Genomic DNA, 26,528 nt, shown 5'->3' on the forward strand with positions numbered 1-26,528 from the left:
GGGAGTCATGATGGGGCCACGCTCGAAAGAAACCACGTTTTTTCTGTTTGCGCACCTGGCCCTGCTGTGCATCGTACTGGCCGGCTTCGCCCGCACCTTTTATCTGCGCGGGCTGTTCGTGCCGCGTCCTTTGCCGCTGCTGCTGCAACTGCACGGCATCGCCCTGACGCTGTGGTTCGCCGTGGTCGTGATTCAGGGCCTGCTGATGTCTGGGCGCCGGCGCGCATGGCATCGGCGTCTGGCCTGGCTGACGTTGCCGGTGATCGTCGCCGTCATCGTCAGCGGCGCGTGGGTGAATCTGCGCCTGGCACTTCAGCTCAGCTCCGCAAGCGACCCGGAAAACATGTTTATCTGGGCGAATTTCACCAGCCTGCTGTCCTTTGCGATCCTGCTGGCGGCGGCGGTGAAACGCCGCCATCGTCCGCCGGCGCATCACCGCCTGATCTTCTTCGCTTCCCTGTCCATCATCGGACCGGCTTTCGCCCGTTTCGCCTTCTGGCCGGTGGTCGGACTGGGCCTCGGGATGGCGCCGATATTTGCCATGGCCGGCATGTTGCTGCTCGTCATCCTGGCGATCGCCTACGACCTTGCCACACTCGGGCGGGTGGAACGCGCCACCTGGGGCGGTCTGGCCGGCGTCTTCGTGCCGCTGATCGGGGGTATGGCGGTGGCCGTTTCGGGACTCGGCTACGCGCTGCTGAACGCTTGAACATAAACTCTCACGTTGCCCGGCCTGAGCACGATTTTGCATGCTACAGTGTGTGGATCAAGACAGGGAGGCAGACATGAAACGGGTAACGGGAATCGGCGGTGTGTTCTTCTACGCGCAGGATCCGGCGGCGCTGCGCGCCTGGTACAAACAGCATCTGGGCATCGACGTGCAGGTGTGGGGCGGCGCCGCGTTCGACTGGTCGGACGATACCGGCAAACCGGTGGGCGGCACCACGGCCTGGTGCATCAGCGCGGCCGACAGCGCCCATTTCGCGCCGGGCCGCGCTTCGTTCATGATCAATTACCGCGTCGCCGACCTGGACGCCCTGCTCCAGGCCCTGCGCGACGAGGGATGCGAGGTGCTCGACAAGACCGACGATTCCGATTACGGCAAATTCGGCTGGGTGATCGACCCCGAGGGCAACAAGGTCGAACTGTGGCAGCCGCCAGCCGGCCAGTGACCCGGATATCCTAGCCGCGCACGGCGGCTTCGATTTTGGCGACGTCGATTTTCCCCATGGTCATCATGGCCCGGAAGGCGCGCTGCGCCACCTCGCCGCCCTGCGCCATGGCGTCGGTCAGCACGCGCGGTGTGATCTGCCACGACAGGCCCCACTTGTCCTTGCACCAGCCGCATTCGCTTTCCTTGCCGCCGTTGCCGACGATGGCGTTCCAGTAGCGGTCGGTTTCTTCCTGGTCGTCGGTGGCGACCTGGAACGAGAACGCCTCGCTGTGCTTGAACACCGGGCCGCCGTTCAGTCCCATGCAGGGGATGCCCAGCACCGTGAATTCCACCGTCAGCACCTGGCCTTCCTTCCCGCCCGGAAAATCGCCGGGCGCGCGGTGCACGGACCTCACCGCACTGTCGGGAAACACGCTGGCGTAGAAATTCGCCGCTTCTTCCGCATCTTTTTCGTACCACAGGCAGATCGTGTTTTTGTTAGCCATCATCTCTCTCCTCTGATCGCCGCCCGGACGGGCTGTAGTCGTGGATTTTACAATGCAGCTCTGGCGGCCCGCGCACCTTTCGGCAGAAGCTCCTTGAGCAGGTCGCGCTTGACCGTACTGGTCTCCGGCGTCGTAGTTTGCCCGGTCAGCACGCCCATCAGATATTTCCATTCCTGCGTGGAGCGGCTGACGGTTTGTCCGGTCGCGGCGCTCGTCATCAGGCCGTTGTCGTGGCGGATTTCCGTGTCGCTGACCGCGTCTTCGCTGACCCGCTTGTACGCATAGTTTTGCGACTGGCGGCTATTGTCCAGCGCCAGCGGCATCCCCGCCCGCAGCGATTCATGAAAACTCGCCTCCAGATGCGCATGCCGGCGCTGCGAAATCGCACGGTTGCCCTGGCCATGGGCGCTGATGCTGGTGCCCTGCTCGACCCGATAGGAAAACGTATCGGTTTCTTCCAGCCGCATCGGGTTGGACGACACCGGGGTGTCGCTGATCGATGCGCTGAAATCCGGCACCCCGCTCAATAGGGCAAGATCGTCCTCGGACAGTGGGGTCGCGCGCTGGTCGGCGGCAGTGGTGGACGATGCTCCGATCATCTGCGAGAACGCGTCCTTGAAGCTGGCCAGCGTCGCCGCATGGGCATGGCCGCGGACGCCCGCTTCATCGAACTGCTTCAAATATGCCTGCACGCCCGTCTGGCGCTGCCGCGCATTGCCCATGGCCGCCAGTTGGCGCAGATCGATGCCAAGCTTGATGCTGCCATCCTGCCCCACGCTGCTGAACGAACGCGCGCTTTGATCGGCATGGAATTCCTGGCTTTGCACCTCCCGGCCCTGAAAAGTGTATTTCGTCTGCAGATCAATCGACGCCACCAGCGCCGGATCGAGGTCGAGCAGGCCGCTGAAATCGAGCCCGGACGAGCGCGTCATGCCGTCGATGGCGTTCTGGAAGGCGGTCGCCATACCGGTCACGGCGTGGCGGTCGGCGGCGCTGAGCTGACCGCTGCTCTTGATCTGCAACGCCAGGCTGTCGCCCTTGCTGTCCATCCCCACGCTGACGTCGACGCCATCGGCCAATCTGATCTTCAGCGCTACCTGGTATGCGCTCTGGCCGCCGCCCGAATTCAACCGCGAGACCGCTTGCGAAAAATCGCCCGCCTCGCTACCGAAGCGCTGCAGCGCCGCGGCGCCCAGCCCCTGCAAGCGATCCAGCAAGGTACTGGCGCCGAAGTTGACGGTCATGAGGGACGTGAGCGCATCGCTCGAACGGGTCTTCCAGCTCAGCGCGTTCAACAGCGGCGGTTGCAGGCTGGCCAGGCCGGCGGGGGAAGAGGAAACCGCCGCTTGCGGCATGACGCCATCGCTTGCAATCAATGCATCGTCCGGGCGGCGCTCCGGCCAAATCGGCACGACTGCAAGTGGCCTGCTGCTGACAGAAGAAATGGCGGTCATGGGGTGATTTCGAGTTAATTACCACCAACAGTAGCGACAAAATCTTTACCGATATTAAATTTCCGCCCCTGGCTCTCCCTTTAGCTCTCCGGCGAACTTTGCCGCTTCCGTATACAATCTGTTACCTGATCGGGGTAAGGTGCTATCCACTACCCTATCGCAAAATATTATTCAGAATAAAGGTTGAATCACAAATGAAAAAACTCCTCAGCTCCCTGGTCGCCGTTGCCGCGCTGTCGCTCGCACAATCCAGCCATGCCGGCACCGGCCTGGTTGATTCGGTTTCGCTGGAAGCCGGCGGTGGCGAGAGCATGCAGATGGTGCGCCTGTCGGCACAAAAGGATTGGAACAAGAACTGGTTCCCGACCAGCGGTTACCACCTGTCGGGCTACTGGGATGCCAACGTCGCCTACTGGCGCGCCAACGACTGGCTGGGTGTCTCGGGTAATCACAAGAATCTGGGCGTGGTCGGCATCACCCCGGTGTTCCGCTGGGAAGCTGACAACAAGCTGGGCCTGTACGCCGACGCCGGTATCGGCGCCGCGCTGTTCTCCAGCGTGTACCAGAATACCGACCGCCACCTGTCGACCGCGTTCGAATTCGCCGACCACGTGGGCTTCGGCTATGTGATGTCCAACAAGTGGGATCTGGGCGTGCGCCTGCAGCACTACTCGAACGGCGGCATCAAGCATCCTAACGGCGGCGTGAACCTGTTCGTGGTCCGCGCCGCTTACCGCTACTAAGCAGCATCGAGGACCAGCCATTGCGGCTGGTCCTGTATTCTCCGAGCGTCAACCCACCATCAGCTTGACGGACTTGAGGTTGGCGCTATCCGGGCCGGCGTGGATGGTAAAGCTGCCCGGTTCCACCACACGCTGCATGTCGGTATTGTAGAACCACAGGTCCGACGGCTTGATGTCGAAGCTCAGCGTACGCTTCTCGCCCGGTTGCAGCGTCACGCGCTGGAAGGCTTTCAGTTCCAGCACCGGCCGGGTCACCGAACTCACATCGTCGCGGATGTAGATCTGCACCACTTCATCGCCGGCGCGCTTGCCGGTATTCGCCACATCCACTTCCACCTTGGTCGACTCGCCCACTGCGATATTCGCTTTGGCCAGACGCGGCGCCGAGATCGCAAACGTCGTGTAGCTCAAACCGAAGCCGAACGGATACAGCGGCTTGGTCGAGCCATCGATGTAGCCGCGGCGAGCCGAAGGCTTATGGTTGTAGAAGATCGGCAGCTGGCCGACGCTGCGCGCGATCGACACCGGCAGCTTGCCACCCGGGTTGGCGCGGCCGAACAGCAGGTCGGCGGCGGCATAGCCGGTTTCCTGGCCCATGTACCAGCCTTCGATGATGGCGTCGGCCTTCTCCGCCAGCAGGTTGATCGACAGCGGGCGGCCGTTCAGCAGGAACACCACGGTCGGTTTGCCCAGCGCGAAAATCTGCGCGGCCAGGTCGTTCTGCTGGCCGATCAGGTCCAGGCTGTCGCGGTCGCCCAGGTGGTTGTCGGCCCAGGCTTCGCGGCTGGTCTGCTCGTTGTCGCCCAGGACCATGACGATGGTGTCGGCCGATTTGGCCGCTTCCACGGCGGCGGCGATCAGTTTGGCGTTGACTTCGGGCTTGGTGAACTTGATTTCGTCCGCGCCCCAGATGCGTTCCTCGGTGATGCGCACGCCTTCCGAGTAGGACAGCTGGAAGCCCTGCGCCTTGGCTTCCGCAGCCAGGCCGTCATGGATCGAGACGATGTGGCGCGGATGGTCGGAGTAGCCGCCGATCGGCGTGTCCTTGGCATGGGTGCCGATCAACAGCAGCTTGCCGACCTTCTTGCCATCCAGCGGCAGCAGGCCCTTGTCGTTCTTCAGCAGCACCGGCGTGCGGGTCGCGGCCAGGCGCGCCAGCGCCACGGCGTCCGGCGTCGCGGTCAGGCTGTCGGCCACTTTGGCATCCACGTACGGGCTCTCGAACAGGCCGGACTGGAACTTCATGGTCAGGATGCGGCGCACCACGTCATTGATTTCCGCCTCCGAGACGCGGCCTTCCTTCACCAGCGCGCCCAATTCCTTGTAGGCCAGGCCGTCCGGCGTCTCGACATCGACACCCGCCTTGATGGCGCGGAATGCCGCTTCTTTCGGCGTTGCCACCAGCTTGTGGCGGGTGATCAGCTCATTGATGCCGAAGTAGTCCGACACGGTGATGCCCTTGAAGCCCCACTCTTCGCGCAGCACCTTGTGCAGCAGCCAGTGATTGGCGTGCGAGGGTACGCCGCCGATCTCGTTATACGACGGCATGACGCAGCCGACGTTGGTTTCCTTGATCGCCTTCTCGAACGGCGGGAAGAATTCCTCGCGCAGCGTGCGCTCGCTGACCTCCGCAGGACCGATGTTGGTGCCGCTCTCCGGCTGGCCGTGGCCGGTCATATGCTTCAGCGTGACGAATACCTTGTCCTTGGCCAGCTTGGGATTGTCGCCGGCGAAGCCACGGATCGCCGCCTTGCCCATCTCGCCGCACAGGTGGGGGTCTTCACCGTAAGTCTCTTCGATACGACCCCAGCGCGGTTCGCGCGCCACGTCCACCACCGGCGCCAGCGCCAGGTTGGCGCCACGCGCACGCATCTCGCGCGCCGCCACGCTGAAGATTTTGGTGGTCAGTTCAGGATCGAACGAGGAAGCGATACCGATCGCCTGCGGGAAGCAGGTGGCGTCCGGCGCCACGTAACCGTGCAGCGATTCCTCGTGCATGAACAACGGAATGCCCAGGCGGGTCTGTTCGACCGCCCATTTCTGCACCGCGTTGATGTACACCGCCGTGTCGTGCGCATTGCGGTTCTTGACGCCGCCGGTGTCGCCGGCGCCGGCCGCCTGGCCCAGCTGGCGGTCCGACGGACGGGCAATCATGCCCAGGCCATGCGGATACACCTTCTGCGCCTTGGCCGCCGAGAATTCGCCCTTGGCGTCCTGGATCTCGGTCTTGGCCTGCCAGGTGCACTGCATCTGCGCGATTTTCTCTTCCAGCGTCATGCGGCCCAACAGATCGTCGACGCGCTTCTCGACCGGCAGCGCGGCGTCCTTGTACGGCGCCTGCGCGGCGGCGGCCAGCGCGGTCGGCGCCTGCAGCACCGAGAGTCCGGCCAGGCCGGTCATGGAAGTGAGGAACTGCCTGCGGTTGTTGCTCATGCGTTTGTCTCCTAGTGATTTTTTTGGTGTTTAACGCTTGCCGGCGCGGGTGCTGACGTCCACCCAGACGGCCAGGGTCAGAATCGCGCCCTTGACGATCATCTGCCAGTAGGTATCCACGTCCAGCATCGACATGCCGTTGTCCAGCGAGGCCATGACCAGCGCGCCAATCAGGGCGCCGTGCACGGTGCCCGAACCGCCACGCATCGAGGTGCCGCCGATGAAGCAGGCCGCGATCGCATCCAGCTCGCCGGAGGTACCGGCCGACGGCGAACCCGCCGCCAGACGTGCGGTGTTGATCAGGCCAGCCAAGGCGCACATCAGGCCCATGATGCCGAAGATCCACAGCTTGATCGACTTGACGTTGATGCCCGACAGGCGGGTGGCTTCCATGTTCGAGCCGACCGAATACACGCGGCGGCCGAACACGGTCTGGGTGGTCACGTAGCTGAAGATACCCAGCAGCGCCAGCAACAGCAGCACCGGCAGCGGGATACCTTCGTAATCGTTGAAGGTAATGATGAACGCGGCCAGCACCACGCCGATGATGGCCAGCTTGGCGGCGTCGCGCCACACCGGCGCCACGTCCAGCGCGTGCGCGGCGCGGCTGCGGCGCTGCTGGAAGATCAGGTAGATCGCCACCACGAACAGCAGCACGCCCAGCGCGATGCCCAGCGTCGGCGACAGATAGCCCTGGCCGAGGTAGACCATGTCGTCCGACACCGGCGCGATGGTGGTGCCGCCGGTCACGCCCAGCACGATGCCGCGATAGGCGAGCATGCCGCCCAGACCGACGATGAACGAAGGGATGCCCAGGTAGGCGGTCAGGTAGCCGTTGAACAGGCCGATCACCAGGCCCACCGCCAGCACCACGGCCAGCGTGGCCGGCAGCGGCAGGTGGTGCGTGACATCGAGCACCGCCGCCACGCCGCCCAGCAGGCCAAGCAGCGAGCCGACCGACAGGTCGATCTCGCCGGCAATGATCACCAGCGACATGCCGCAGGCGACGATGCCGGTGATGGCCATCTGGCGCATCAGGTTGGACAGGTTGCGTGGGGTGATGAAGCCGCCCTCGGTGTGATAGCTGAAGAAGCCCCAGATGATGGCCACCGCGATCAGCAGCGCGAGCATTTTGTACTGCGTGAACAGCTGTTTGATGTTGTTACTCTTCATAAGTCATCCAATGAGTTCAATGCGCCTGATCCAGCGCGGCAGCCAGCACGGTTTCCTGGCTCAGGTTATCGTTGACGAAATCGCCGCGCAGCTTGCCCTCGCCGATCACCAGCACGCGGTCCGAAATGCCCAGCACTTCTGCCAGCTCCGACGACACCATGATGATGGACATGCCCTGCTTGGCCAGATCGAACATCAGCTGGTAGATCTCGAACTTGGCGCCGACGTCCACGCCGCGGGTCGGTTCGTCCAGGATCAGGATTTTCGGTTTGGTCAGCAGCATCTTGGACAGCACCGCCTTTTGCTGGTTACCGCCGGACAGGCCGGTGATCGGCAGGAACGGGCTGGAGGTCTTCAGCTTGACGGCCTTGATCTCCTGGCGAATGGTGGCCAGTTCGGCCTCCTGGTCGATGCGGGTGGCGCGCGAAAAATCCTTCAGCACCGACAGCGTCATGTTGTAGCCGACGCCCAGGTCGGGCACGATGCCGTGGTGCTTGCGGTCTTCCGGCACCATCGCCAGGCCGTTGCGGATGGATTTCATCGGCGAGCCGGTATCCAGCTTCTGGCCGTTGTACCAGACCTCGGCCTGATAATCGCCGGGATACGCGCCGAAGATGGCCGACACCAGTTCGGTGCGCCCCGCCCCGACCAGGCCGGCGATGCCGAGGATCTCGCCCCGGCGCAGCTTGAACGAGATGTCGTCCACGCGCTTGCGCTCGGGATTGTCGACGTCGTAGCAGGTCACGTTGCGGGCTTCGAAGATCACCTCGCCCGGCGTGTGTTCGCGCTGCGGATACAACTGGGTCATCTCGCGGCCCACCATCTGCGCGATGATGCGGTCGATATTCATCTCCGACATCGGCGTGGTAGCGATGTGCTGGCCGTCGCGGATGGTGATGATGGTGTCGCAGATGTCCGCCACTTCGTCCAGTTTGTGCGAGATGTAGACGCAGGTGACGCCCTTGGCCTTCAGCGAATGGATGATATTCAGCAGCACCTTGATCTCGTTAGCGGTCAGCGAGGACGAAGGCTCGTCGAGGATCAGCAGGCGCGCGTTCTTGTTCAGCGCCTTGGCGATCTCGATCAGCTGCTGATGGCCGCCGCCGTACTGCTTCACCGGCAGCACCACGTTGACATCGTTGATGTTCAGCTCTTTCAGCAGCTCCTCGGCGCGGCGGTTCATGGCGGCATAATCCATGCGGCCGCCCGGCAGCGTGATCTCGTTGCCGAGGAAGATATTCTCCGCCACCGACAGCTCGGGCACCAGCATCAGTTCCTGGTGGATGATGACGATGCCGGCCGCCTCGGTTTCGCGGATGGACTGCGCCTGCAGCGGCTTGCCGTCCCAGATGATTTCGCCATCCCAGGTGCCGTGCGGGTAGACGGCGGACAGCACCTTCATCAGGGTCGACTTGCCGGCGCCGTTCTCGCCGCACAGGCCCGCGCATTCGCCGCGCTTCAACTTGATGTCGATGCCGTTCAATGCGCGCACACCGCCGAATTCCTTGACGATGTTGCGCATTTCCAGAAGATATTCGGACATGCGGATTCCTTAGTTGGCGGTCAGCTGGGCCTTGCTGTAGAAGCCGTCGTCAGCCAGCACGTTCACGTTCGCCTTGGTCAGGGCGATAGGCGTCAGCAGCATGGTGCTGACGTTTTTCATGCCGTTGTTGTAGTTGGCGTTGTAGGCCGGCGCTTCGTTGCGCACCAGCTTGACGGACAGGCGCGCCGCTTCGGTGGCGATCAGTTTCAGCGGCTTGTAGACGGTCATGGCCTGGGTGCCGGCGATCACGCGCTTGACGGCCGCCAGGTCGGCATCCTGGCCGGAGACCGGCACCTTGCCGGCCAGCTTCTGTGCGGCCAGCGCCTGGATGGCGCCGCCGGCGGTGGCGTCGTTCGATGCGACCACGGCGTCGATCTTGTTGCCGTTGGCGGTCAGCGCGTTTTCCACGATGGACAGCGCTTCCGACGCGCTCCAGTCCTTGACCCACTGGCTGCCCACCACCTTGATGTCGCCCTTGGTGATCAGCGGCTGCAGCACTTTCATCTGGCCTTCGCGCAGCACCTTGGCGTTGTTGTCGGTCGGCGCGCCGCCCAGCAGGTAGTAATTGCCTTTCGGTTTCAGCGCCACCAGGCTGCTGGCCTGCAGTTCGCCGACCTTGGCATTGTCGAAGGAGATGTAGGCGTCGATATCGGCGTTCAGGATCAGGCGGTCGTAGGACACCACCTTGATCTTGGCCTTTTTCGCCTCGCGCACGGCGTTGTTCAGCACCGTGGCGTTGTAGGGAACGATCACCAGCACGTCCACGCCGCGCGAGATCAGGTTCTCGATCTGCGAAATCTGGCGCTGCTCGCTGGCGTCGGCCGATTGCACGTAGACCTTGGCGCCCAGCTTCTCCGCCTCGGCGGTGAAATATTCGCGGTCGCGCGCCCAGCGTTCCAGGCGCAGGTCGTCGATCGAGAAACCGATCTTCGGGTTCTTGGCATCGGCCATCGCGGCGCCGGCGCTCAGGGCCAGCGTGGCGCCGATAAGGGCGCTAACTACAGTCTTCTTCATTTTGTCTCCTGAGATTCGAATTCTTTAGTGATTGTGGCGCGCGAGCTTCTCGCCGACTCCCTGATACTTGAGCGCCAGCTCCATGCAGGCGCCGGTTTCCATCTGTCCGGTGGTGGAGCGGTAAATCTCCTGCCACGGCGTCTGGCTGGCCGGTACCGGCGGAATGCCTTCCGCCTTGCGCTTGGCCAGTTCCTCGTCGCTGATCAGCATATTGCAGCTGCCTTCATTCAGGTCCACGCGCACGGTGTCGCCGGTGCGGATATAGGCCAGGCCACCGCCAACCGCGCTTTCCGGCGAGGCATTGAGGATGGACGGGCTGTCCGAGGTGCCGGACTGACGGCCGTCGCCCAGTGTCGGCAGCCAGTTGACGCCGCGCTTGATCAGGGCATCCGGCGGTTGCATGTTCACCACCTCCGCCGACCCCGGCCAGCCGATCGGGCCGGCGCCGCGGATCACCAGCATGCAGTTCTCGTCGATGTTCAGCGACGGATCGTTGATGCGCTCGTGGTAGTCGCCCGAACCGTCGAACACGATGGCGCGCGATTCGAAGATGTTTTCACGGCCAGGCGTGCTCAGATAACGCTGGCGGAACTCCGGCGAAATCACGCTGGTCTTCATGATGGCGAAGTCGAACAGATTGCCCTTCAGGACGAAGAAGCCGGCGTCCTCCTTCAGCGGCGCGCTGAACGGGTAGATCACCTCGCGGTCGTTGGTCTCGCGGCCGACCAGATTTTCCTTCATGGTCTTGCCGGTGACGGTGAAACGGTCGGAGCGCAGTCTGCCCTGCTGTTCCAGTTCCCACATCACGGCCGGCACGCCGCCGGCGCGATGGAAGCGCTCGCCCAGGAATTTACCGGACGGCTGCATGTTCAGCAGCAGCGGCACCTTGTGCCCGTACTCCATCCAGTCGCTGGATTTCAGCTCGACGCCGGCGTGACGCGCCATGGCGACGATGTGCTGCTGGGCGTTGGTCGAACCGCCGATGGCGGCATTCACCACGATCGCGTCCAGGAAGGCGTCGCGGTTCAGGATCTGCGACGGACGGATGTCCTGCTTGGCCATTTCGACGATGCGCTTGCCGGTTTCGTAGGCCATCTGGCCACGCTCGCGGTAAGGCGCGGGAATGGCCGAGCAGCCGGTCAGCGACATGCCCAGCGCCTCGGCGATGGCGTTCATGGTCGAAGCGGTGCCCATGGTGTTGCAGTGACCCGCCGACGGCGCCGAGGCGGCGGCGATTTCCAGGAACTTCTCGTTGTCGATCTTGCCGGCGGCCAGCTGCTTGCGCCCCTTCCAGATCGCCGCGCCCGAGCCGACCAGCTCACCATCGAGCCAGCCGTCCAGCATCGGCCCGCCGGACAGCACGATGGCCGGGATATCCACGGTGGCGGCGGCCATCAACTGCGACGGTGTGGTCTTGTCGCAGCCGGTGGTCAGCACCACCGCGTCGATCGGGTAGCCGTGCAGGATCTCGACCAGGCCCATATAGGCCAGGTTGCGGTCGATGGCGGCGGTGGGACGGCGGCAGTTCTCGAAGATCGGATGCAGCGGGAATTCCATGGCGATGCCGCCGGCGTCGCGGATACCGTCGCGCACGCGCTTGGCCAGCTCCAGGTGGATGCGGTTGCACGGGCTGATATCGCTGCCGCTTTGGGCGATGCCGATGATCGGGCGGCCGGAACGCAGTTCCTCCGGCGTGATCCCGTAATTCATGAAGCGCTCCAGGTACAGCGCGGTCATGTCGATGTGGTCCGGATTATCGAACCAGTCCTGCGAGCGGTAGCGACGCGATTGGGTGCTCATAATGCTTGCCTATTCAGGTAGATACAGATGTTGCAGTTGTCCCGGCGAGGCCACGCGGAAGCTGAAAATGCCTCCGGCCAGCGGCTCCCGGCTCAATTCCTCGGCCGTCAGACCCTTGCGGGCCGTGGTGACGAATACGGTGCGCAGATCTTCACCGCCAAAAGCGACCTTGGTGATATTCGAACACGGCATGTTGATGGTGTCCAGTAGCTGGCCCGATGGTGCGTAGCGGTCGATGCGGCCGCCGGCGAACAGGCCCACCCACAAGGCGCCGTCGGCATCCACCGCCGTGCCGTCCGGATAGCCGTCCTCGATGCGCACCAGCACGCGCTTGTTGGACAGCCTGCCCTGCTCGTCCAGGTCGAAGGCGTAGATCGTCTTCTCCAGCGTGTCGGTGTGGTAGAAGGTGCGGCCGTCGGGGCTGGTGCAGGGGCCGTTGGTGATCACGTAGCCGCTGTCCATGCGCTCCAGCGGCGCACCTGCCATGACACCGGTGGCGCGGTACAGCGAGCCGCTAGTCGCCACCTCGGCGTTGTCCATGGAGCCGAACCACAGGGCGCCGTGGCGGTCCACGTAGCCGTCGTTCAGGCGGTTACCCGGCAGGTCCGCTTCCAGTTCCTGCAGCGTGGTCAGCTCGCCGGTCTCGAACGAGAAGCGGGCGATGCGGCCCGGCAGGCCGCAGACGAAATCACCACCGTGCATGGGCAGCGCGAAGCCCACTTCGTCCGGCACCGTCCAGCTCTGACGGCGGCTGCCATCTTCAGCGCAGCGATGAATCGCGCGCTGTTTGATGTCGACGAAATACAGGGCCTTGTGTTCCGGATGCCAGACCGGGCCTTCGCCCAGGGTCGCGCCCAATGACCAGATGCACTCAGGCTGGTACAAATTCATGCTCCATACCATCCGGCGTCGACGAAATAGTCACGGCCGGAGCAGCGGCGCGCGTTATCCGAGGACAGGAACAGCGCCATGGCGGCGATGTCCTCCGGCTCCACGCGCTCGTGCAGGCACTGCGCGTTGAGGATTTCCTGCTCGCCTTCCGGCGTATGCCACAGCGCCATCTGGCGCGGGGTACGCACCGAGCCAGGGATGACGCAATTGACGCGGATGCCGTCCTTGCCCAGATCGCGCGCCAGGCCGCGGGTCAGGCCCTCGATGGCCGCCTTGGCGGTCATGTACAGGGTCAGGTCCGGCAGCGCCAGGTGCCAGGAGATCGAACCGAAGTTCAGGATCACGCCGCCGCCAGCTTTCTTCATGCCCGGCGCCACGGCCTGGGCGCAGAAGAACTGGTGGCGCAGGTTGACGGCCAGGCTGTCGTCCCAATACTTGGCGGTGACGTCCTGCACCTGGTGGCGGTTGTCGTTGGCGGCGTTGTTGATCAGGATTTCGATGGCGCCGTGATCGCGCTCGATCTGTTCCATCACCTTGGCCAAGGCGTCCAGGTCGGTCAGATCGCAGTGGAAGAACACCGGCGCGTGCTTGCCGCCCTTCAGGCTGTCGACCAGTTCGCGCGAGGCATCGACCACGATATCGATGAAGAACACCTGGGCGCCCTGCTTGACGAAAGCGTCCACGATGCCGGCGCCGATGCCGGTGCCGCCGCCAGTGATCAGCACCCGCTTGTCGGCGAGGTCCGGATAAGTGGCGAAGACCAAAGGTCGCTGTCCGCCGGTTGATTGCACCATCTTGTATTCCTCCAGTTGATTATGTGATTAGGCCAGCAGTCCGCGCTGCGCCAGATTGCGATACAGGGCGCGTACGCCGAAAGTCCACGGCGTGATCGCGTCGCTCAGTTGTACGTGATTGACCAGCGCGCCCAGCGACGGGGTGCTGATGGTGACGCGGTCGCCCAGCTTGTGGGTGAAGCCGGCGCCAGGCGCGCCACGGTCCTTGATCGGCGAGAACATGGTGCCCAGGAAAAGCATGAAGCCGTCCGGGTACTGGTGGTGCGCGCCGGCGGTCTGCGACACCAGGTCGAGCGGATCGCGGCTGATTTCGCGCATGCGGCTCTCGCCATCCAGACGGAACTCGTCTTCCGCGCCTTCGATCAGCAGGCGGATTTCGGCGTTGCGTACGGTGTCCAGCGTGAACTTGTCGTCAAACAGGCGGATGAACGGCCCGATGCCGCAGGAGGCGTTGTTGTCCTTGGCTTTACCGAGCAGCAGCGCGCTGCGGCCTTCGATGTCGCGCAGGTTGACGTCGTTGCCCAGCGCCGCGCCGACCACTTCCGCGCGGCTGTTCACCGCCAGCACCACTTCCGGTTCCGGGTTGTTCCACTTCGAGGCTGGATGCAGACCCACGTCTGCGCCAAAGCCGACCGCCGACATCGGCTGCGATTTGGAGAACACCTCGGCGTACGGACCGATGCCGACTTCCATGTACTGCGACCAGGCGCCGCGCGCGATGAACTGCTGCTTCAGCTTTTCCGCCTCCGGCGAGCCGGGCTTGATGGCCGACAGGTCGGCGCCGATATCTTCCAGCAGCGACTTGCGCAGCTCGTCGGCCTTGGCCGGGTTGCCGCCGGCCTGTTCTTCGATCACGCGTTCCAGCAGGCTGACCGCGAAGGTCACGCCGCAGGCCTTGATGGCCTGCAGGTCGTTCGGCGCCAGCAGGTAGGGCGCGCCGGCGGTGCCGTTCAGCGAATTTTCGATCAGCGCCTCGGCGTCGCCCAGCGATTCGCCTTGCGCCGATTTGGCGAAGGCCACCACGTCCTGGCGGTCCAGCAGGTCGGCCACGGTGGATATCTGTTTGGTGATGTCGAAGACTTCGCCATTGCGCACCACGACCACGCTCGGGCCGTTGATGTCGCCGGCGCGCCATACGCGGCCGACCAGCAGGGCGTCCGACAGGTCGGCCGGCAGATGCGCCGCCAGCGGCGCGTGCTTGAGAGTGTTTTTCACGGGATTTCCTTGTCTCGTAAAGCTGGGGTCAGCGCCCCAGGCTCGGTTTTTTCGGAGAATACGTCCAGCCAGGTACTAAATAACGCATCGCCACCGCGTCGTCGCGCGCCGTGGTGGCCACCTTCTTGTACAGCGCATGCGCCGCTGCGATGCGGTCCATGTCCGGTTCAATGCCCAGGCCAGGCGCTTGTGGCACCTGTACCGCCCCGCCAGCGATCCGCAGCGGTGCGCGCGTCAGGCGCTCCTGGCCTTCCTGCCAGATCCAGTGCGTGTCGATGGCGGTGATGCGGCCCGGCGCGGCCGCCGCCGCGTGGGTGAACATCGCCAGCGAAACGTCAAAGTGGTTGTTCGAGTGCGAGCCCCAGGTCAGTCCCCAGTCATCGCACAGCTGCGCCAGACGCACCGAACCCTGCATGGTCCAGAAGTGCGGATCGGCCAGCGGAATATCGACGGCGCCCAGCAGATGGGAGTGCGCCATCTGGCGCCAGTCGGTGGCGATCATGTTGGTGGCGGTGGGGATGCCGGTGGCGCGGCGGAATTCGGCCATGATCTCGCGGCCGGAATAGCCGTCTTCGGCGCCGCAAGGATCTTCGGCGTAAGCCAGGATGTGGCCCTGGCCGCGGCAAAGGTCGATTGCTTCGCGCAGCGACCAGGCGCCGTTCGGGTCCAGCGTCACACGGGAATCGGGGAAGCGCGCTTTGATGGCGGCGACAGCTTCCATCTCGTCGGCGCCGCGCATCACGCCGCCCTTCAGCTTGAAATCCTTGAAGCCGTATTTTTCCACCGTGGCCTCGGCCAGTTCGGCGATGGCGGCCGGCGTCATCGCGGCCTGATGGCGGCGGGCATACCAGCCGCTCTGCCCTTCGCCGCTCAGATACGGCAGATCGGTGCGCTCACGCTCGCCGAGGTAGAACAGGTAGGCCAGCATCGGCACGCTGTCGCGCTGCTGGCCCGCGCCCAGCAGTTCGCAGACGGGCACGCCCAGGTGCTGCCCCAGCAGGTCGAGCAGCGCCGCCTCGACGGCGGTGATGACGTTGTCCAGACGCAGATTGATCTCGTGCGGCTGCTTCAGCACTTCCGCCTCGGCGGCCGAAGTCACCTGGTGATGGCCGCCGATGGCGGCGCGGATGCTGTTCAGCGTGCGGTTGTAGCGGCCGATCGCAGTCCCCACCACCAGCGGTACGGCGGTTTCCAGCGCGCGCAGGATGCCCGCGCCGCCCGGCACTTCGCCCATGCCGGTATTGCCTGCGCTATCTTTCAACAACACCAGATTACGGGTAAAGAACGGAGCATGGGCGCCGCACAGATTCAACAGCATGCTGTCGTAACCTGCCACTGGTATCACCCGCATCTCCGTTATCACCGGACCGACTGCTTCCGGCGTTTTTGTTGCATATACCATCCTCTTACCCTAAAATGAATAGCGCTAACATTTTGTGAGTGTGAAGGATTTATGCGATCAAGTCAACACGCATTACGTAGCTGTTTAGGGGCTGCTGCCGCAGTATGTTTGATGGGTTCCGCCGGCGCCGAACCGGCGAGCCACTGGGTGGCCAGTTGGGGTGCGGCGCAACAGATCGTCGAGCCCAACAACGAGCTGGCGGCGGAAAAATGGCGCGACGCCAGCCTGCGCCAGATCGTGCGCCTCACTCTGGGCGGGCAGCAGTTGCGGGTGCGGATCAGCAATGCATATGGCACCGCACCATTATTGCTCGAAGGCGCCAGCGTCGGCCTGGCCACGGCGCCCGGCAATGCCGATATCGCCGCCGGCTCCCTGCATCCGCTGACCTTCGACGGCCGCACCAGCATCATGATTCCCGCGGGCGCCGAGTATTACAGCGATCCGGTACAGATGACGGTGAAACCGGCCTCGGACCTGGCGATCTCCATGTATTTCAAGGACGCGCCGGCGCGCCAGAGCGGCCATCCTGGCTCGCGCAGCAACAGCTTTATTGCCAAGGGCAATCGCGTCATGGACGCCGCCTGGGGCGACACCGACAAGATCGCCCACTGGTACGCGCTCAGCGATGTCGAGGTGCGGGCGCCCCGTTCCACCGGCGCCGTGGTCACCATCGGCGATTCCATCACCGACGGCTACGGCGTCCCCACCGACACCAACACCCGCTGGCCGGACGTGCTGGCGGCGCGCCTGCGTGACAACCACTACACGATGGGCGTGGTCAACGCCGGGATTGGCGGCGGCCGCATGCTGCGCGACGGCACCGGCCCGAATCTGGCCTCACGCTTCGACCGCGACGTGCTGTCACGCGCAGGCGTCACCCACGCGCTGGTGCTGATCGGCGTGAACGACATGGGCAGCCAGCACCGCAATGGTCCTGATACGCCGGCCGACCGCCAGCAACTGCTGGCCGATCTGAAACTGGCTTACCGTCAGCTGGCCGAACGCGCACACGCCCATGGCGTGTGCCTGATCGCCGGCACCATCACGCCCTACAGCGGCAGCGATTACTATCGCCCCGCCGCTGAAAACGAGGCGGACCGGCAGGAGCTGAACAACTGGATACGCGGCTCCGGCGTGTTCGACGCGGTGGCCGACTTCGACGCGGCGCTGCGCGACCCGGCCCAGCCCAAGCTGCTGAAAAAAGTCTACGACAACGACGGCCTGCATCCCAATCTGGCCGGCTACCGCGCGCTCGGCGATACCGTGCCGCTGGCGGCTTTGCGCAAAAGCTGCGGAGGCGGCAAATGATGTCGCTGCGCACCGCCGCATCGGCGTTTTCGACACTTTCGACACTTTCGGCATTCTCGGCGCTGGTCGGTATAACCTCCCTGGCGGCGCCGGCACATGCGGCCGAGGCGAAGCAGCCCGCCAGCTACAGCAACCCGGTGCTGAGCGGTTTCCACGCCGATCCCAGCATCTGCCGCGTCGGCGGCGATTATTATCTGGCCACCAGCAGCTTCGAATACTTCCCCGGCGTACCCATCTTCCATAGCAAGGACCTGGTGCACTGGCGCCAGATCGGCCACGCGCTGACACTCGCCAGCCAGCTGAATCTGACGCACACCCGCAGCTCGCAGGGCATCTACGCACCGACGCTGCGCTGCCATGACGGTGTGTTCTACATGGTCACCACCAATATGGAGGGCGGCGGCGCGTTCTACGTGCACACCCGCGATCCAGCCGGCGAATGGTCGGAACCGGTGTGGCTGAACGATCCGGCCTTCGCCATGGACCCATCGCTGTTCTTCGACGACGACGGCAAGGTGTATTACACCCGTCACGGCGGCGGCGAGCACGGTGGCGTGTACCAGGCCGAAATCGACCTCAAGGCCGGCAAGCTGCTGGAACAGCCGCGCCTCGTCTGGTCCGGCACCGGCGGCGTGTGGCCGGAAGGTCCGCATCTGTACAAGCACGATGGCCAGTACTATCTGCTGATTTCGGAAGGCGGCACCTCCTATAACCACAGCCTGACCATGGCGCGCTCCCCGTCGCCGATGGGACCATACACCGCTTATGCGGGCAATCCCGTCATCACGCACCGCGGCCATCCCGAGCTGCCGCTGCAAGCCATCGGTCACGGCGATCTGGTGCAAACGCCGGAAGGCAAATGGTGGATGCCGCTGCTGGGCATACGGCCGGTGGAGCAGAAACATCATCTGGGCCGCGAGACCATGCTGACGCCAGTCGCCTGGAACAAGGACGGCTGGCTGACCGTGAACAGCGGCCAGCCGCTGGCACTGGAGATGTCCGGCGCCGGCCTGCCGCCGGCGGCACCATGGCCCGCGCAACCGGTGCGCGACGAATTCGACGCCCCGAGGCTCGCGCTGCACTGGACACAGCTGCGCGGACCCGGCGACGGCCTGTGGTCACTCAGCGAGTGTGCCGGCCATCTGCGTCTGAAGGGCAGCAGCGTCACCATGAACGACATCGCCCAGCCGGCATTTATCGCGCGCCGGCAGGAACACATGCGCATGCGCGCGGCCACCCAGCTCGAATTCCAGCCGGCTGCCGCAAGCGAAGCGGCCGGCCTGGTGCTGCGCCAGAATGAGAAGAACTACTACGAACTGCGGATCACCGGCGCGCCGCGGCGCCGGCTGGAGCTGGTGGAACGCGTGCAGGGTGTGACCACGCTGAAGGGCAGCGCGGAGCTGCCTGCCGGTCCCGTGGTGCTGCAGGTCGAATCGTGGCCGGATCATTATGTCTTCAGTTTTGGCAGCGGCAGCGGGCCGTTCAAGCCTGTCGGCTCCTTGCCTACCGCACCGCTGTCGTCGGAAGCGGCGGGCGGATTTACCGGCGTCTTCATCGGCATGTACGCCGAAGGCGCCAAACCGCGGCAAGCCATGCCTGCCGCAGATTTTGCATGGTTCGACTACCAGCCAGTGGAAAAATAAACCGATATGAGACAACGCTTGATCGCCGCCGGGGCCGTGCTATTGGCCCTGTTTTCCCACGCCCTGCCCGCCCATGCGCTGGGCCAGAAAAAACTGGCCTGGTTCGACCAGCCGCCCGCCGACGCCGTCGCGCTGGCCCGTAACGGCCAGGCCGCCCGACTGTATATCGATGCGAACGACTATCCCGGCGTGATACGCGCGGCCGGCGATCTGCAGGCCGACATCGGCCGCGTCAGCGCCGCCAAACCGGTGCTGAACCAGGACGGCAAGCCGGCCGGCACCGATGTGGTCATCATCGGCACCGTGGGAAAAAGCGCGCTGATCGATCAACTGGTGGCGGCCGGCAAGCTGGATGTCTCCGCCATCAAGGGCAAATGGGAAGGCTGGCAGGTACAGACGCTGAGCAAACCGCTGCCAGGCGTCGAGCGCGCGCTGGTCATCGCCGGCAGCGACAAGCGCGGCACCATCTACGGCATCTATGAGATGTCCGAGCAGATTGGCGTCTCGCCCTGGAACTGGTGGGCCGACGTGCCGGCGGCGAAGCACGGTAACGTGTACGCCTCCGCCAGCGCCGCCGTCAGCGATGCGCCGGTGGTACAGTATCGCGGCATCTTTCTGAATGACGAAGCGCCGGCGCTGACCGGCTGGGTCAAGCAGCGCTACGGCGGCTTCAATCACCAGTTCTACGAGAAGGTGTTTGAGCTGATCCTGCGCCTGCGCGGCAATTACCTGTGGCCGGCCATGTGGGGCGAAGCCTTCTACGACGACGATAAGCTGAACGGCAAGACCGCCGACGAATACGGCGTCGTGATCGGCACCTCGCACCACGAACCGATGATGCGCGCCCACGATGAGTGGCGCCGCTATGGCGGCGGCAAGCCGTGGGACTACAACCGCAGCGGCGACGCCCTGCGCGAATTCTGGACGCAGGGTCTGCGCGTCTCGCAAGGCCAGGAAAAGCTGATCACGCTGGGCATGCGCGGCGATGGCGACGAGCCGATGTCGCGCGATGCCAACGTCGCGCTGCTGGAACACATTGTCAGCGACCAGCGCGGCATCATCGCCAAAGAGATCAACCCGGACGTGACCAAGGTGCCGCAGGTATGGGCGCTGTACAAGGAAGTGCAGGAATACTACGAAAAAGGCATGCGCGTGCCGGATGACGTGATGCTGCTGTGGTGCGACGACAACTGGGGCAACATCCGTCGCCTGCCGACGCCGGAAGAGCGCAAGCGCGCCGGTGGCGCGGGTATCTATTACCACTTCGATTACGTCGGCGGTCCGCGCTCCTACAAATGGATCAATGTGACGCCGCTGCCCAAGGTGTGGGAGCAGATGCATCTGGCCTGGCAATATAAGGCCGACCGCATGTGGATCGTCAACGTCGGCGACCTGAAGCCGATGGAAGTGCCGATCGAATTCTTCCTCACCTATGCCTGGAACCCGGCCGCCTGGCCGGCCGAACGTCTGCCGGATTATCTGAAGCTGTGGGCTGCGCGCGAATTCGGTCCGGAGCATGCGGACGACATCGCCGATATCGTCGCCAGATACGCGAAGTACAACGGCCGTCGCAGGCCGGAGCAGCTGGAACCCAATACCTATAGCCTGGTGAATTACAACGAAGCCGCGCGCATCGTCGATGAATACAAGGCCATCGTCGCGCGCGCGGAAAAGATCTCGGCGGCACTGCCGGCGGCAAGGCGCGATGCCTTCTTCCAGTTGGTGCTGTACCCGGTCAAGGCCAGCGCGGTGGTGAACGAGCTGTATGTCACGGCCGGCTTGAACCGCCTGTATGGCCTGCAGGGACGGGCCTCGACCAACGATATGGCGGCCCGTGCGCGCGCCCTGTTCGCAGAAGATGCCGAGCTGGTGCGCCGCTATCACGAGGACACCAGCGGCGGCAAGTGGAATCACATGATGTCGCAGACTCACCTCGGCTATACCTACTGGAACCAGCCGCCACGCAACGTCATGCCGCCGGTGACCGAAATGCAGGTGCCGAAGGGGGCCGACATGGGTGTGGCGGTGGAAGGCAGCGAGCAGGTCTGGCCGGGCCCCGGCGGCGACGCCCTGGCCCTGCCCGCGCTGAATATCTTCGAGCGCCAGCCGCGCTTCATCGACATCTTCAATCGCGGACGGCAGCCATTCAACTACACCGTGACCAGCAGCGAGCCATGGCTCACGCTCGACAAGCCCAGGGGCATGGTGAACAAGGAGCAGCGCGTGATCGTCGATGCGCGCTGGGCCGACGTGCCGGATGGCGTCGACCATGCCACACTGACCATATCCGGCGCGGGCGTCAGGACGACGGTAAAAGTCCCGCTGCACAAACCGGCCGGCGCGGCAGGCCTGAAAGGCTTTATCGAAACCGGCGGCGTGGTGGCGATGGAGGCGGAGCACTTCACGCGCGCATTGCCGGCCGGCCAGCGCAGCTGGCTGCGGATTCCGGATCATGGCCGCACCCTGTCCGGCATGACGGTGCTGCCGGTCGATGCGCCTGCGGATGCGGCGCCGGCCATGCGCCTGGAATACGACATGCAGCTGTTCAGCAGCGGCAAATTCGACGTCCAGACCACGCTGGCGCCGACGCAGAAGTTCCAGCCCGGCGAGGGCCTGCGCTACGCGATATCGTTTGACGATGAGCCCCCGCAGATCATCAATGTGCACGCGGACGGCAGCGAAAGAGCCTGGGAACGCACGGTGTCCGATGGCGCGACGGTACTGACCTCACGCCACCTGATCGACAAGCCGGGCAGGCATACCCTGAAGTTCTGGGCCCTGGACGCGGGCCTCGTGCTGCAAAAACTGGTGGTCAACACCGGCGGGCAGCGCAGCAGCTACCTCGGTCCACCTGAAAGCCCGCGCCAGTAAAACCGTGTCATTCCGGCGCAAGCGGGAATGACACATTGGCCTGATCAGCCACGCGTCGGCATCGCGTTGATCGCCGCCGCAATCGCATCGCGCAGCGGCTTGGCGCGATACTGCTCATCGAACGGCGTCGGCCGCATCTTCTGCCCGTCGGTACGGGGCGCTTCCTTCCATCCCTGCAGCCAGGTGTGGTTATCCGCCATGCCCCACATCAGAAAATCCTTGCACTGCCGGTAGCTGAACGTCACGTCCAGATAATCCTTGGCCAGCGCCGCCACGCCCGCATCCCGTTTCGCCACGTCGGCCGGCAGCTTGCGGTCGTTGACATCGAACTCGGTGACCAGCAGATCCAGTCCCATCCCCGTCACCTCATCCAGGAAGCGGCGCCAATCCTGCTGATGCTTCAAACCCTTGTCGCTGCTCAGCTCATCCCATGAACCGATATGGCTCTGCAGCCCGAGCGCGTGCACCGGCGTGCCGCGCGATTTCAAATCGTGCAGCAGCTTCAGTACCCCTTCACGATGTTTGGCGCTGCCCTCGTCCGGCCGCATGTAATCGTTATAAACCAGCTGCGCCTGTGGCGCATGCTCGTGCGCCAGGCGGAAAGCGAGATCGATCTGTTCCAGCGCGCCCAGCTTTTCCGCGAATACATTGCTGCGCAACGCCGCCGTTTTCGGGTCGACCGCCTCATTCACCACGTCATAGCTGTAGATCGCGCTGCCGAAATGTGCGCACACCGTGGCGACATGCTTGCGCAGCAGTTGCTCCGCCGCCTGCACCGGCCGAGTGCCGAAGTCGTATTCATTTACCCACTTCGGCAGCCACTTGGCGTCCTGCCAGATGAGATTATGTCCGCGCACGGTCATGCCCTGCGATTTGGCCCAGGCATACAGCTCGTCGGCCGGACCGAAGTTGTATTGCCCCTGACGCGGTTCGAGCGCCTGCCACTTGCCCTCGTTTTCGGCGACCAGCATGTCGCACTCGCGCACCATCAAATCCTTGTAGCCGGAGTCGCGCAAAGCGCCATGGCTGATCGCATTGCCGACCCGCAGACCTTTGCGTTTGCCCAGCGCCTTCAAGGGCTCCTGCGTTTCGGCGGCATGCAGCGGCAGCACTGCGCCGGCAGCCATCATGACCAGCATATCGCGGCGGGAAATCGTCATTTTGTCTCACTCCTCGTTGGAATTGTTTGGCATAATAGGAAAAATGGTTACGCTACCATAAATTCGGAGACATAATGCGTTTTTCCTTTCACACCGCCGTGATAGCGCTGCTGGTCGCGCTCATCCTCCCGGTCGCCGCTCGCGCCGCACCCGCCAGCGAAGACGGTTACGACCTCTGGCTGCGCTATCGCCCACTGGACAAGACTGCGCGGGCAAGCGTGCAAGCCCAGGCCCGCAGCATCGTACTGGCGGGTGAGCCATCGCCGACCACGCGGGCCGCAGTGGAAGAATTGAAACGCGGCCTGGCCGGCATGCTGGGCCGCGATCCCGCGGTCGCCGCCCGGCCGGGTGACGGTGCGCTGCTGCTGGCCACGCCCGCCCGACTGCCGGAGCTGGCCGGTGCGACCAACGCGCTGCGCGGCGAACTGGCCACGCTGGGCGATGAAGGCTATCTTCTGCGCCAGACGCGCATCGCCGGCCACAACGTCACGCTCATCGCCGCCAATACCGACATCGGCCTGTTGTACGGCGCCTACGCCTGGCTGCGTGACGCGGCCACCGGCGCAAAGCCGGAAGCGGCGTCCGCGCCCAAGCTGCAACTGCGCATGCTCAATCACTGGGACAATCTGGACCGCGTGGTGGAACGCGGCTACTCGGGTCAGTCGATCTGGGACTGGTGGGCGCTGCCGGACATCAAGGACCAGCGCTATACCGATTACGCGCGCGCCAATGCCTCGCTGGGCATCAATGGCACAGTGCTCAACAACGTCAATTCCAAGCCGGAAGTGCTGACAGCGCCCTTCATCGCCAAGGCCGCCGCCGTCGCCGACGTGCTGCGCCCTTACGGCATCAAGGTCTATCTTTCGGCGCGCTTCTCCACCCCGCTGGAACTGCACGAAACCGCGACCGCCGATCCACTGTCGCCGGAAGTGCGCGCGTGGTGGCAGCGCAAGGCTGACGAAATCTACAAGGTCATCCCCGATTTCGGCGGCTTCCTGGTCAAGGCGAACTCGGAAGGCCAGCCCGGCCCGCAGGACTACCACCGCACCCACGCGGATGGCGCCAACATGCTCGCCGCCGCGCTGGCGCCGCACAAGGGCATCGTCATGTGGCGCGCCTTTGTCTACGCACCCGGCGAGCATTCCGCCTCCGATCGCGCCAAGCAGGCCTACGACGAATTCAAGCCGCTGGACGGCAGCTTTGCCGCCAACGTGCTGGTGCAGGTCAAGAACGGCGCCATCGACTTCCAGCCGCGCGAACCATTCCACCCGCTGTTCGGCGCCATGCCGAAGACGCCGCTGATGATGGAATTCCAGATCACCAAGGAGTACCTCGGCTTCTCGACCGACATGGCCTATCTGGGCACCATGTTCGAAGAGACGCTGCGCAGCGACACCCGGACTGGCCGCACGGTGGCGCAGACGTTGACCGGCATGGCGGGCGTAGCCAACATCGGCAGTGACCGCAACTGGTCGGGCTCCCACTTCGACCAGGCCAACTGGTACGCGTACGGCCGCCTGGCGTGGAACCCGCAAGCCTCCGCGCGCGACATCGCGACGGAATGGGCCGCCCTCACCTTCAGCCCGGACGTGCGCGTCACGGCCCCCGTGGTCGACATGCTGATGATGTCGCGCGAGACGGTGGTGAACTATATGACCCCGCTTGGCCTGCACCACATCATGGGCACCGGCCATCACTACGGGCCCGCGCCATGGGTGGATAACCTGGAGCGTCCGGACTGGAACCCGGTCTACTACCATCGCGCCGACAGCAAGGGCATAGGCTTCGACCGCACCGCCAGCGGCACCAACGCGCTGGAGCAGTATGCGCCGGAGATCGCACGCCAGTACGCCGATCCGCACACCACGCCGGAGCAGTTCCTGCTGTGGTTCCACCACCTGCCGTGGGACTACGTGATGCCGTCCGGCCGCACGCTGTGGGCGGAGCTGTTGGCCCGATACGACAAGGGTCTGGCCGACGCGAAATCGCTGCAATCCCGCTGGGCCGCGCTGAAACCGATGATCGACCCGCGCCGCTACCGCGAGGAAGAACAGCGCCTGGCGCGCCAGGTCTACAACGCCACACTGTGGCGCGACGCCTGCATCGCTTATTTCCAGTCGGTGTCCGGTCTGGCGCTGCCGCCAGGCGTACAAGCGCCGGCGCATCCGCTGGCGTACTACCAGGCCCTGCGCTATCCGTACGCGCCCGGAAATCCGAAATGATTGCGTTATCATTTAGCCCCATGGGATGTTACAAGGCGCGCATGTGGTAAAGTCGCAGCTGAACATGGCATCATTCCAGAACAAGACAATGACAAGAACCAAGGTGAAACCGGCGCCCGTACCGGCCGTGCAGAGCCGCTCGCAAGCGCCGACCATGGCCGATGTGGCCAAACTGGCAGGCGTCTCCCCGATGACGGTGTCGCGCGTGATGAACGGCGATACCAACGTGCGCGAAAAGACGCGCAACCGCGTCGACGCGGCAGTCGCTGCCCTCAACTACGTTCCCAATCAGGCCGCGCGCCGCCTGGCCGGCTCGCGGCCCATGCGTGTCGGCTTTTTGTACAGTAACCCGTCGGCCGGCTACCTGAGCGAATTCCTGGTCGGCCTGCTGAACCAGGCCAGCCCGAACAACGTCCAGCTGGTGGTCGAGAAGTGCGAGGCCGATGAACACAGCATCGAACAGGCACGCCGCCTGATCGCCAATGGCGTGGACGGCATCATCCTGCCGCCGCCGCTGTGCGACATGCGCAACCTGATCGACCTGATCGCCGCCGCCGGCACGCCGGTGATCACGGTCGCCTGCGGCCAGCCGGATGCGCGCGTCGGCGGCGTCAGCATCGACGACTACCAGGCCGCCTATGCGATGACCAGCCACCTGATCGCGCTGGGCCACCAGCGCATCGGCTTCGTGATCGGCCATCCCAACCAGACCGCCAGCGCGCGGCGGCTGGCCGGCTTCAAGGCCGCCATCGCGGAGAAGCACGGCCAGGCAGCACCGGAACTGATCGTGCAAGGGCTGTTCACCTACCGCTCGGGACTCGACGCGGCGGAGGCCCTGCTGGGACTTGAGCAGCGCCCTACCGCCATCTTCGCCAGCAATGACGACATGGCCGCCGCCGTGGTGGCGATCGCGCACCGCCTTGGCCTCGACGTACCGGGCGACCTGACCGTGGCCGGCTTCGACGATACCGCGCTGGCCACCACCATCTGGCCGGAGCTGACCACGGTGCGCCAGCCGATTGCCGACATGGCGGAAGAAGCCGTGCAATTCCTGGTGCGCCTGATCCGCGCCCAGCGCAACGGCATGCCGGAGGAGCCGGAACACCGCGTGATGGAACACACCCTGATCCGCCGCCAGTCCGACGCCGCCCCGCGCCTGCGCCCCGCCACCAAAATCGCCAAGGCCCGTCTCTAATCCTGGGG

20 protein-coding genes are annotated in these 26,528 nt (G+C 64.5%); 8 read left to right on the top strand and 12 right to left on the bottom strand.

The features are described from left to right. Nucleotides 1-7: 7 nt before the first annotated feature. A complete protein-coding gene (locus E4L98_RS25900) occupies nt 8-709 on the top strand; it encodes a hypothetical protein (protein WP_135204414.1) in 702 nt (233 codons plus the stop codon). Between the two features lie 76 nt (nt 710-785). Beyond that, the gene (locus E4L98_RS25905) at nt 786-1,172 is read left to right on the top strand and encodes a VOC family protein (RefSeq protein ID WP_135204415.1); all 387 of its coding nucleotides are present in this window, start codon (nt 786-788) and stop codon (nt 1,170-1,172) included. A 10-nt stretch (nt 1,173-1,182) separates the two neighbouring features. Here the strand turns inward: E4L98_RS25905 and E4L98_RS25910 are convergent, their stop codons facing one another. Beyond that, the gene (locus E4L98_RS25910) at nt 1,183-1,659 is read right to left on the bottom strand and encodes a VOC family protein (RefSeq protein ID WP_135204449.1); all 477 of its coding nucleotides are present in this window, start codon (nt 1,657-1,659) and stop codon (nt 1,183-1,185) included. 47 nt (nt 1,660-1,706) lie between these two features. Beyond that, a complete protein-coding gene (locus E4L98_RS25915; RefSeq protein WP_135204416.1) occupies nt 1,707-3,113 on the bottom strand; it encodes a hypothetical protein in 1,407 nt (468 codons plus the stop codon). Nucleotides 3,114-3,307: 194 nt separating this feature from the next. On the opposite strand from E4L98_RS25915, the gene E4L98_RS25920 reads away from it, so the two are divergent. Then, nucleotides 3,308-3,856, top strand: a complete 549-nt coding sequence (locus E4L98_RS25920; protein WP_135204417.1) for an acyloxyacyl hydrolase — start codon at nt 3,308-3,310, stop codon at nt 3,854-3,856. A 48-nt stretch (nt 3,857-3,904) separates the two neighbouring features. Here the strand turns inward: E4L98_RS25920 and E4L98_RS25925 are convergent, their stop codons facing one another. From E4L98_RS25925 to E4L98_RS25965, 9 genes are read right to left on the bottom strand one after another with little or no spacing between them, the layout of a single operon-like run. Next, complete coding sequence (locus tag E4L98_RS25925) at nt 3,905-6,289, bottom strand: glycoside hydrolase family 3 N-terminal domain-containing protein (RefSeq protein ID WP_135204418.1); 2,385 nt, start codon at nt 6,287-6,289, stop codon at nt 3,905-3,907. 30 nt (nt 6,290-6,319) lie between these two features. Next, nucleotides 6,320-7,462, bottom strand: coding sequence for a sugar ABC transporter permease (locus tag E4L98_RS25930; RefSeq protein WP_135204419.1), 1,143 nt, complete (start codon nt 7,460-7,462; stop codon nt 6,320-6,322). A gap of 16 nt (nt 7,463-7,478) precedes the next feature. Continuing rightward, nucleotides 7,479-9,005, bottom strand: a complete 1,527-nt coding sequence (gene xylG / locus E4L98_RS25935; RefSeq protein WP_135204420.1) for a D-xylose ABC transporter ATP-binding protein — start codon at nt 9,003-9,005, stop codon at nt 7,479-7,481. Nucleotides 9,006-9,014: 9 nt separating this feature from the next. Next, nucleotides 9,015-10,019, bottom strand: a complete 1,005-nt coding sequence (gene xylF, locus E4L98_RS25940) for a D-xylose ABC transporter substrate-binding protein (RefSeq protein WP_135204421.1) — start codon at nt 10,017-10,019, stop codon at nt 9,015-9,017. Between the two features lie 24 nt (nt 10,020-10,043). Next, nucleotides 10,044-11,819, bottom strand: a complete 1,776-nt coding sequence (locus tag E4L98_RS25945) for an IlvD/Edd family dehydratase (protein ID WP_135204422.1) — start codon at nt 11,817-11,819, stop codon at nt 10,044-10,046. Between the two features lie 9 nt (nt 11,820-11,828). Beyond that, nucleotides 11,829-12,710, bottom strand: a complete 882-nt coding sequence (locus E4L98_RS25950; RefSeq protein ID WP_135204423.1) for an SMP-30/gluconolactonase/LRE family protein — start codon at nt 12,708-12,710, stop codon at nt 11,829-11,831. After that, nucleotides 12,707-13,474, bottom strand: coding sequence for a D-xylose 1-dehydrogenase (gene xylB, locus E4L98_RS30945; protein ID WP_135204451.1), 768 nt, complete (start codon nt 13,472-13,474; stop codon nt 12,707-12,709). Before xylB ends, E4L98_RS25950 begins: the two co-directional genes overlap by 4 nt. A 57-nt stretch (nt 13,475-13,531) precedes the next feature. Next, nucleotides 13,532-14,719: a fumarylacetoacetate hydrolase family protein gene (locus tag E4L98_RS30950; protein ID WP_229257582.1), complete on the bottom strand. Its 1,188-nt coding sequence runs from the start codon at nt 14,717-14,719 to the stop codon at nt 13,532-13,534. Between the two features lie 28 nt (nt 14,720-14,747). Beyond that, entirely contained in the window at nt 14,748-16,121 is a 1,374-nt protein-coding gene (locus E4L98_RS25965; protein ID WP_135204424.1) for an enolase C-terminal domain-like protein, read from the bottom strand. A 111-nt stretch (nt 16,122-16,232) separates the two neighbouring features. On the opposite strand from E4L98_RS25965, the gene E4L98_RS25970 reads away from it, so the two are divergent. The 3 genes from E4L98_RS25970 to E4L98_RS25980 are packed head-to-tail and all read left to right on the top strand — an operon-like array spanning nt 16,233 to nt 21,943. After that, entirely contained in the window at nt 16,233-17,429 is a 1,197-nt protein-coding gene (locus E4L98_RS25970; RefSeq protein ID WP_135204452.1) for an SGNH/GDSL hydrolase family protein, read from the top strand. Next, complete coding sequence (locus tag E4L98_RS25975; protein WP_205746832.1) at nt 17,426-19,072, top strand: glycoside hydrolase family 43 protein; 1,647 nt, start codon at nt 17,426-17,428, stop codon at nt 19,070-19,072. Before E4L98_RS25970 ends, E4L98_RS25975 begins: the two co-directional genes overlap by 4 nt. Before the next feature lie 6 nt (nt 19,073-19,078). Continuing rightward, on the top strand, nt 19,079-21,943 hold the full coding sequence (locus E4L98_RS25980) for a glycosyl hydrolase 115 family protein (protein WP_135204425.1): 2,865 nt from the start codon (nt 19,079-19,081) through the stop codon (nt 21,941-21,943). Nucleotides 21,944-21,987: 44 nt separating this feature from the next. Here E4L98_RS25980 and E4L98_RS25985 read toward each other — a convergent pair whose 3' ends face one another. Further along, on the bottom strand, nt 21,988-23,103 hold the full coding sequence (locus tag E4L98_RS25985) for an endo-1,4-beta-xylanase (RefSeq protein ID WP_135204426.1): 1,116 nt from the start codon (nt 23,101-23,103) through the stop codon (nt 21,988-21,990). 74 nt (nt 23,104-23,177) lie between these two features. On the opposite strand from E4L98_RS25985, the gene E4L98_RS25990 reads away from it, so the two are divergent. Both E4L98_RS25990 and E4L98_RS25995 read left to right on the top strand, forming a co-directional pair. Then, a complete protein-coding gene (locus E4L98_RS25990) occupies nt 23,178-25,325 on the top strand; it encodes an alpha-glucuronidase family glycosyl hydrolase (protein WP_135204427.1) in 2,148 nt (715 codons plus the stop codon). 88 nt (nt 25,326-25,413) lie between these two features. Continuing rightward, nucleotides 25,414-26,520 (top strand): LacI family DNA-binding transcriptional regulator, encoded by a 1,107-nt coding sequence (locus tag E4L98_RS25995; RefSeq protein ID WP_135204428.1) that lies wholly within the window; start codon nt 25,414-25,416, stop codon nt 26,518-26,520. Nucleotides 26,521-26,528: the final 8 nt, after the last annotated feature.

The sequence above is a fragment of the Duganella callida genome, assembly GCF_004614165.1.
GTDB classification, from domain to species: Bacteria; Pseudomonadota; Gammaproteobacteria; order Burkholderiales; family Burkholderiaceae_D; genus Rugamonas; species Rugamonas callida.

What these genes read in the sequence shown, in the direction of transcription:
- E4L98_RS25920 (WP_135204417.1), top strand. Translation starts at nt 3,308, where the DNA reads ATGAAAAAACTCCTCAGCTCCCTGGTCGCCGTTGCCGCGCTGTCGCTC.
- E4L98_RS25975 (WP_205746832.1), top strand. Translation starts at nt 17,426, where the DNA reads ATGATGTCGCTGCGCACCGCCGCATCGGCGTTTTCGACACTTTCGACA.
- E4L98_RS25965 (WP_135204424.1), bottom strand. Translation starts at nt 16,121, where the DNA reads ATGGTATATGCAACAAAAACGCCGGAAGCAGTCGGTCCGGTGATAACG.
- E4L98_RS25985 (WP_135204426.1), bottom strand. Translation starts at nt 23,103, where the DNA reads ATGACGATTTCCCGCCGCGATATGCTGGTCATGATGGCTGCCGGCGCA.
- xylF (WP_135204421.1), bottom strand. Translation starts at nt 10,019, where the DNA reads ATGAAGAAGACTGTAGTTAGCGCCCTTATCGGCGCCACGCTGGCCCTG.
- E4L98_RS25980 (WP_135204425.1), top strand. Translation starts at nt 19,079, where the DNA reads ATGAGACAACGCTTGATCGCCGCCGGGGCCGTGCTATTGGCCCTGTTT.
- E4L98_RS25900 (WP_135204414.1), top strand. Translation starts at nt 8, where the DNA reads ATGATGGGGCCACGCTCGAAAGAAACCACGTTTTTTCTGTTTGCGCAC.
- E4L98_RS25905 (WP_135204415.1), top strand. Translation starts at nt 786, where the DNA reads ATGAAACGGGTAACGGGAATCGGCGGTGTGTTCTTCTACGCGCAGGAT.
- E4L98_RS25930 (WP_135204419.1), bottom strand. Translation starts at nt 7,462, where the DNA reads ATGAAGAGTAACAACATCAAACAGCTGTTCACGCAGTACAAAATGCTC.
- E4L98_RS25910 (WP_135204449.1), bottom strand. Translation starts at nt 1,659, where the DNA reads ATGGCTAACAAAAACACGATCTGCCTGTGGTACGAAAAAGATGCGGAA.
- xylG (WP_135204420.1), bottom strand. Translation starts at nt 9,005, where the DNA reads ATGTCCGAATATCTTCTGGAAATGCGCAACATCGTCAAGGAATTCGGC.
- E4L98_RS25950 (WP_135204423.1), bottom strand. Translation starts at nt 12,710, where the DNA reads ATGAATTTGTACCAGCCTGAGTGCATCTGGTCATTGGGCGCGACCCTG.
- E4L98_RS25915 (WP_135204416.1), bottom strand. Translation starts at nt 3,113, where the DNA reads ATGACCGCCATTTCTTCTGTCAGCAGCAGGCCACTTGCAGTCGTGCCG.
- E4L98_RS25945 (WP_135204422.1), bottom strand. Translation starts at nt 11,819, where the DNA reads ATGAGCACCCAATCGCGTCGCTACCGCTCGCAGGACTGGTTCGATAAT.
- E4L98_RS25970 (WP_135204452.1), top strand. Translation starts at nt 16,233, where the DNA reads ATGGGTTCCGCCGGCGCCGAACCGGCGAGCCACTGGGTGGCCAGTTGG.
- E4L98_RS25925 (WP_135204418.1), bottom strand. Translation starts at nt 6,289, where the DNA reads ATGAGCAACAACCGCAGGCAGTTCCTCACTTCCATGACCGGCCTGGCC.
- E4L98_RS25990 (WP_135204427.1), top strand. Translation starts at nt 23,178, where the DNA reads ATGCGTTTTTCCTTTCACACCGCCGTGATAGCGCTGCTGGTCGCGCTC.
- E4L98_RS25995 (WP_135204428.1), top strand. Translation starts at nt 25,414, where the DNA reads ATGACAAGAACCAAGGTGAAACCGGCGCCCGTACCGGCCGTGCAGAGC.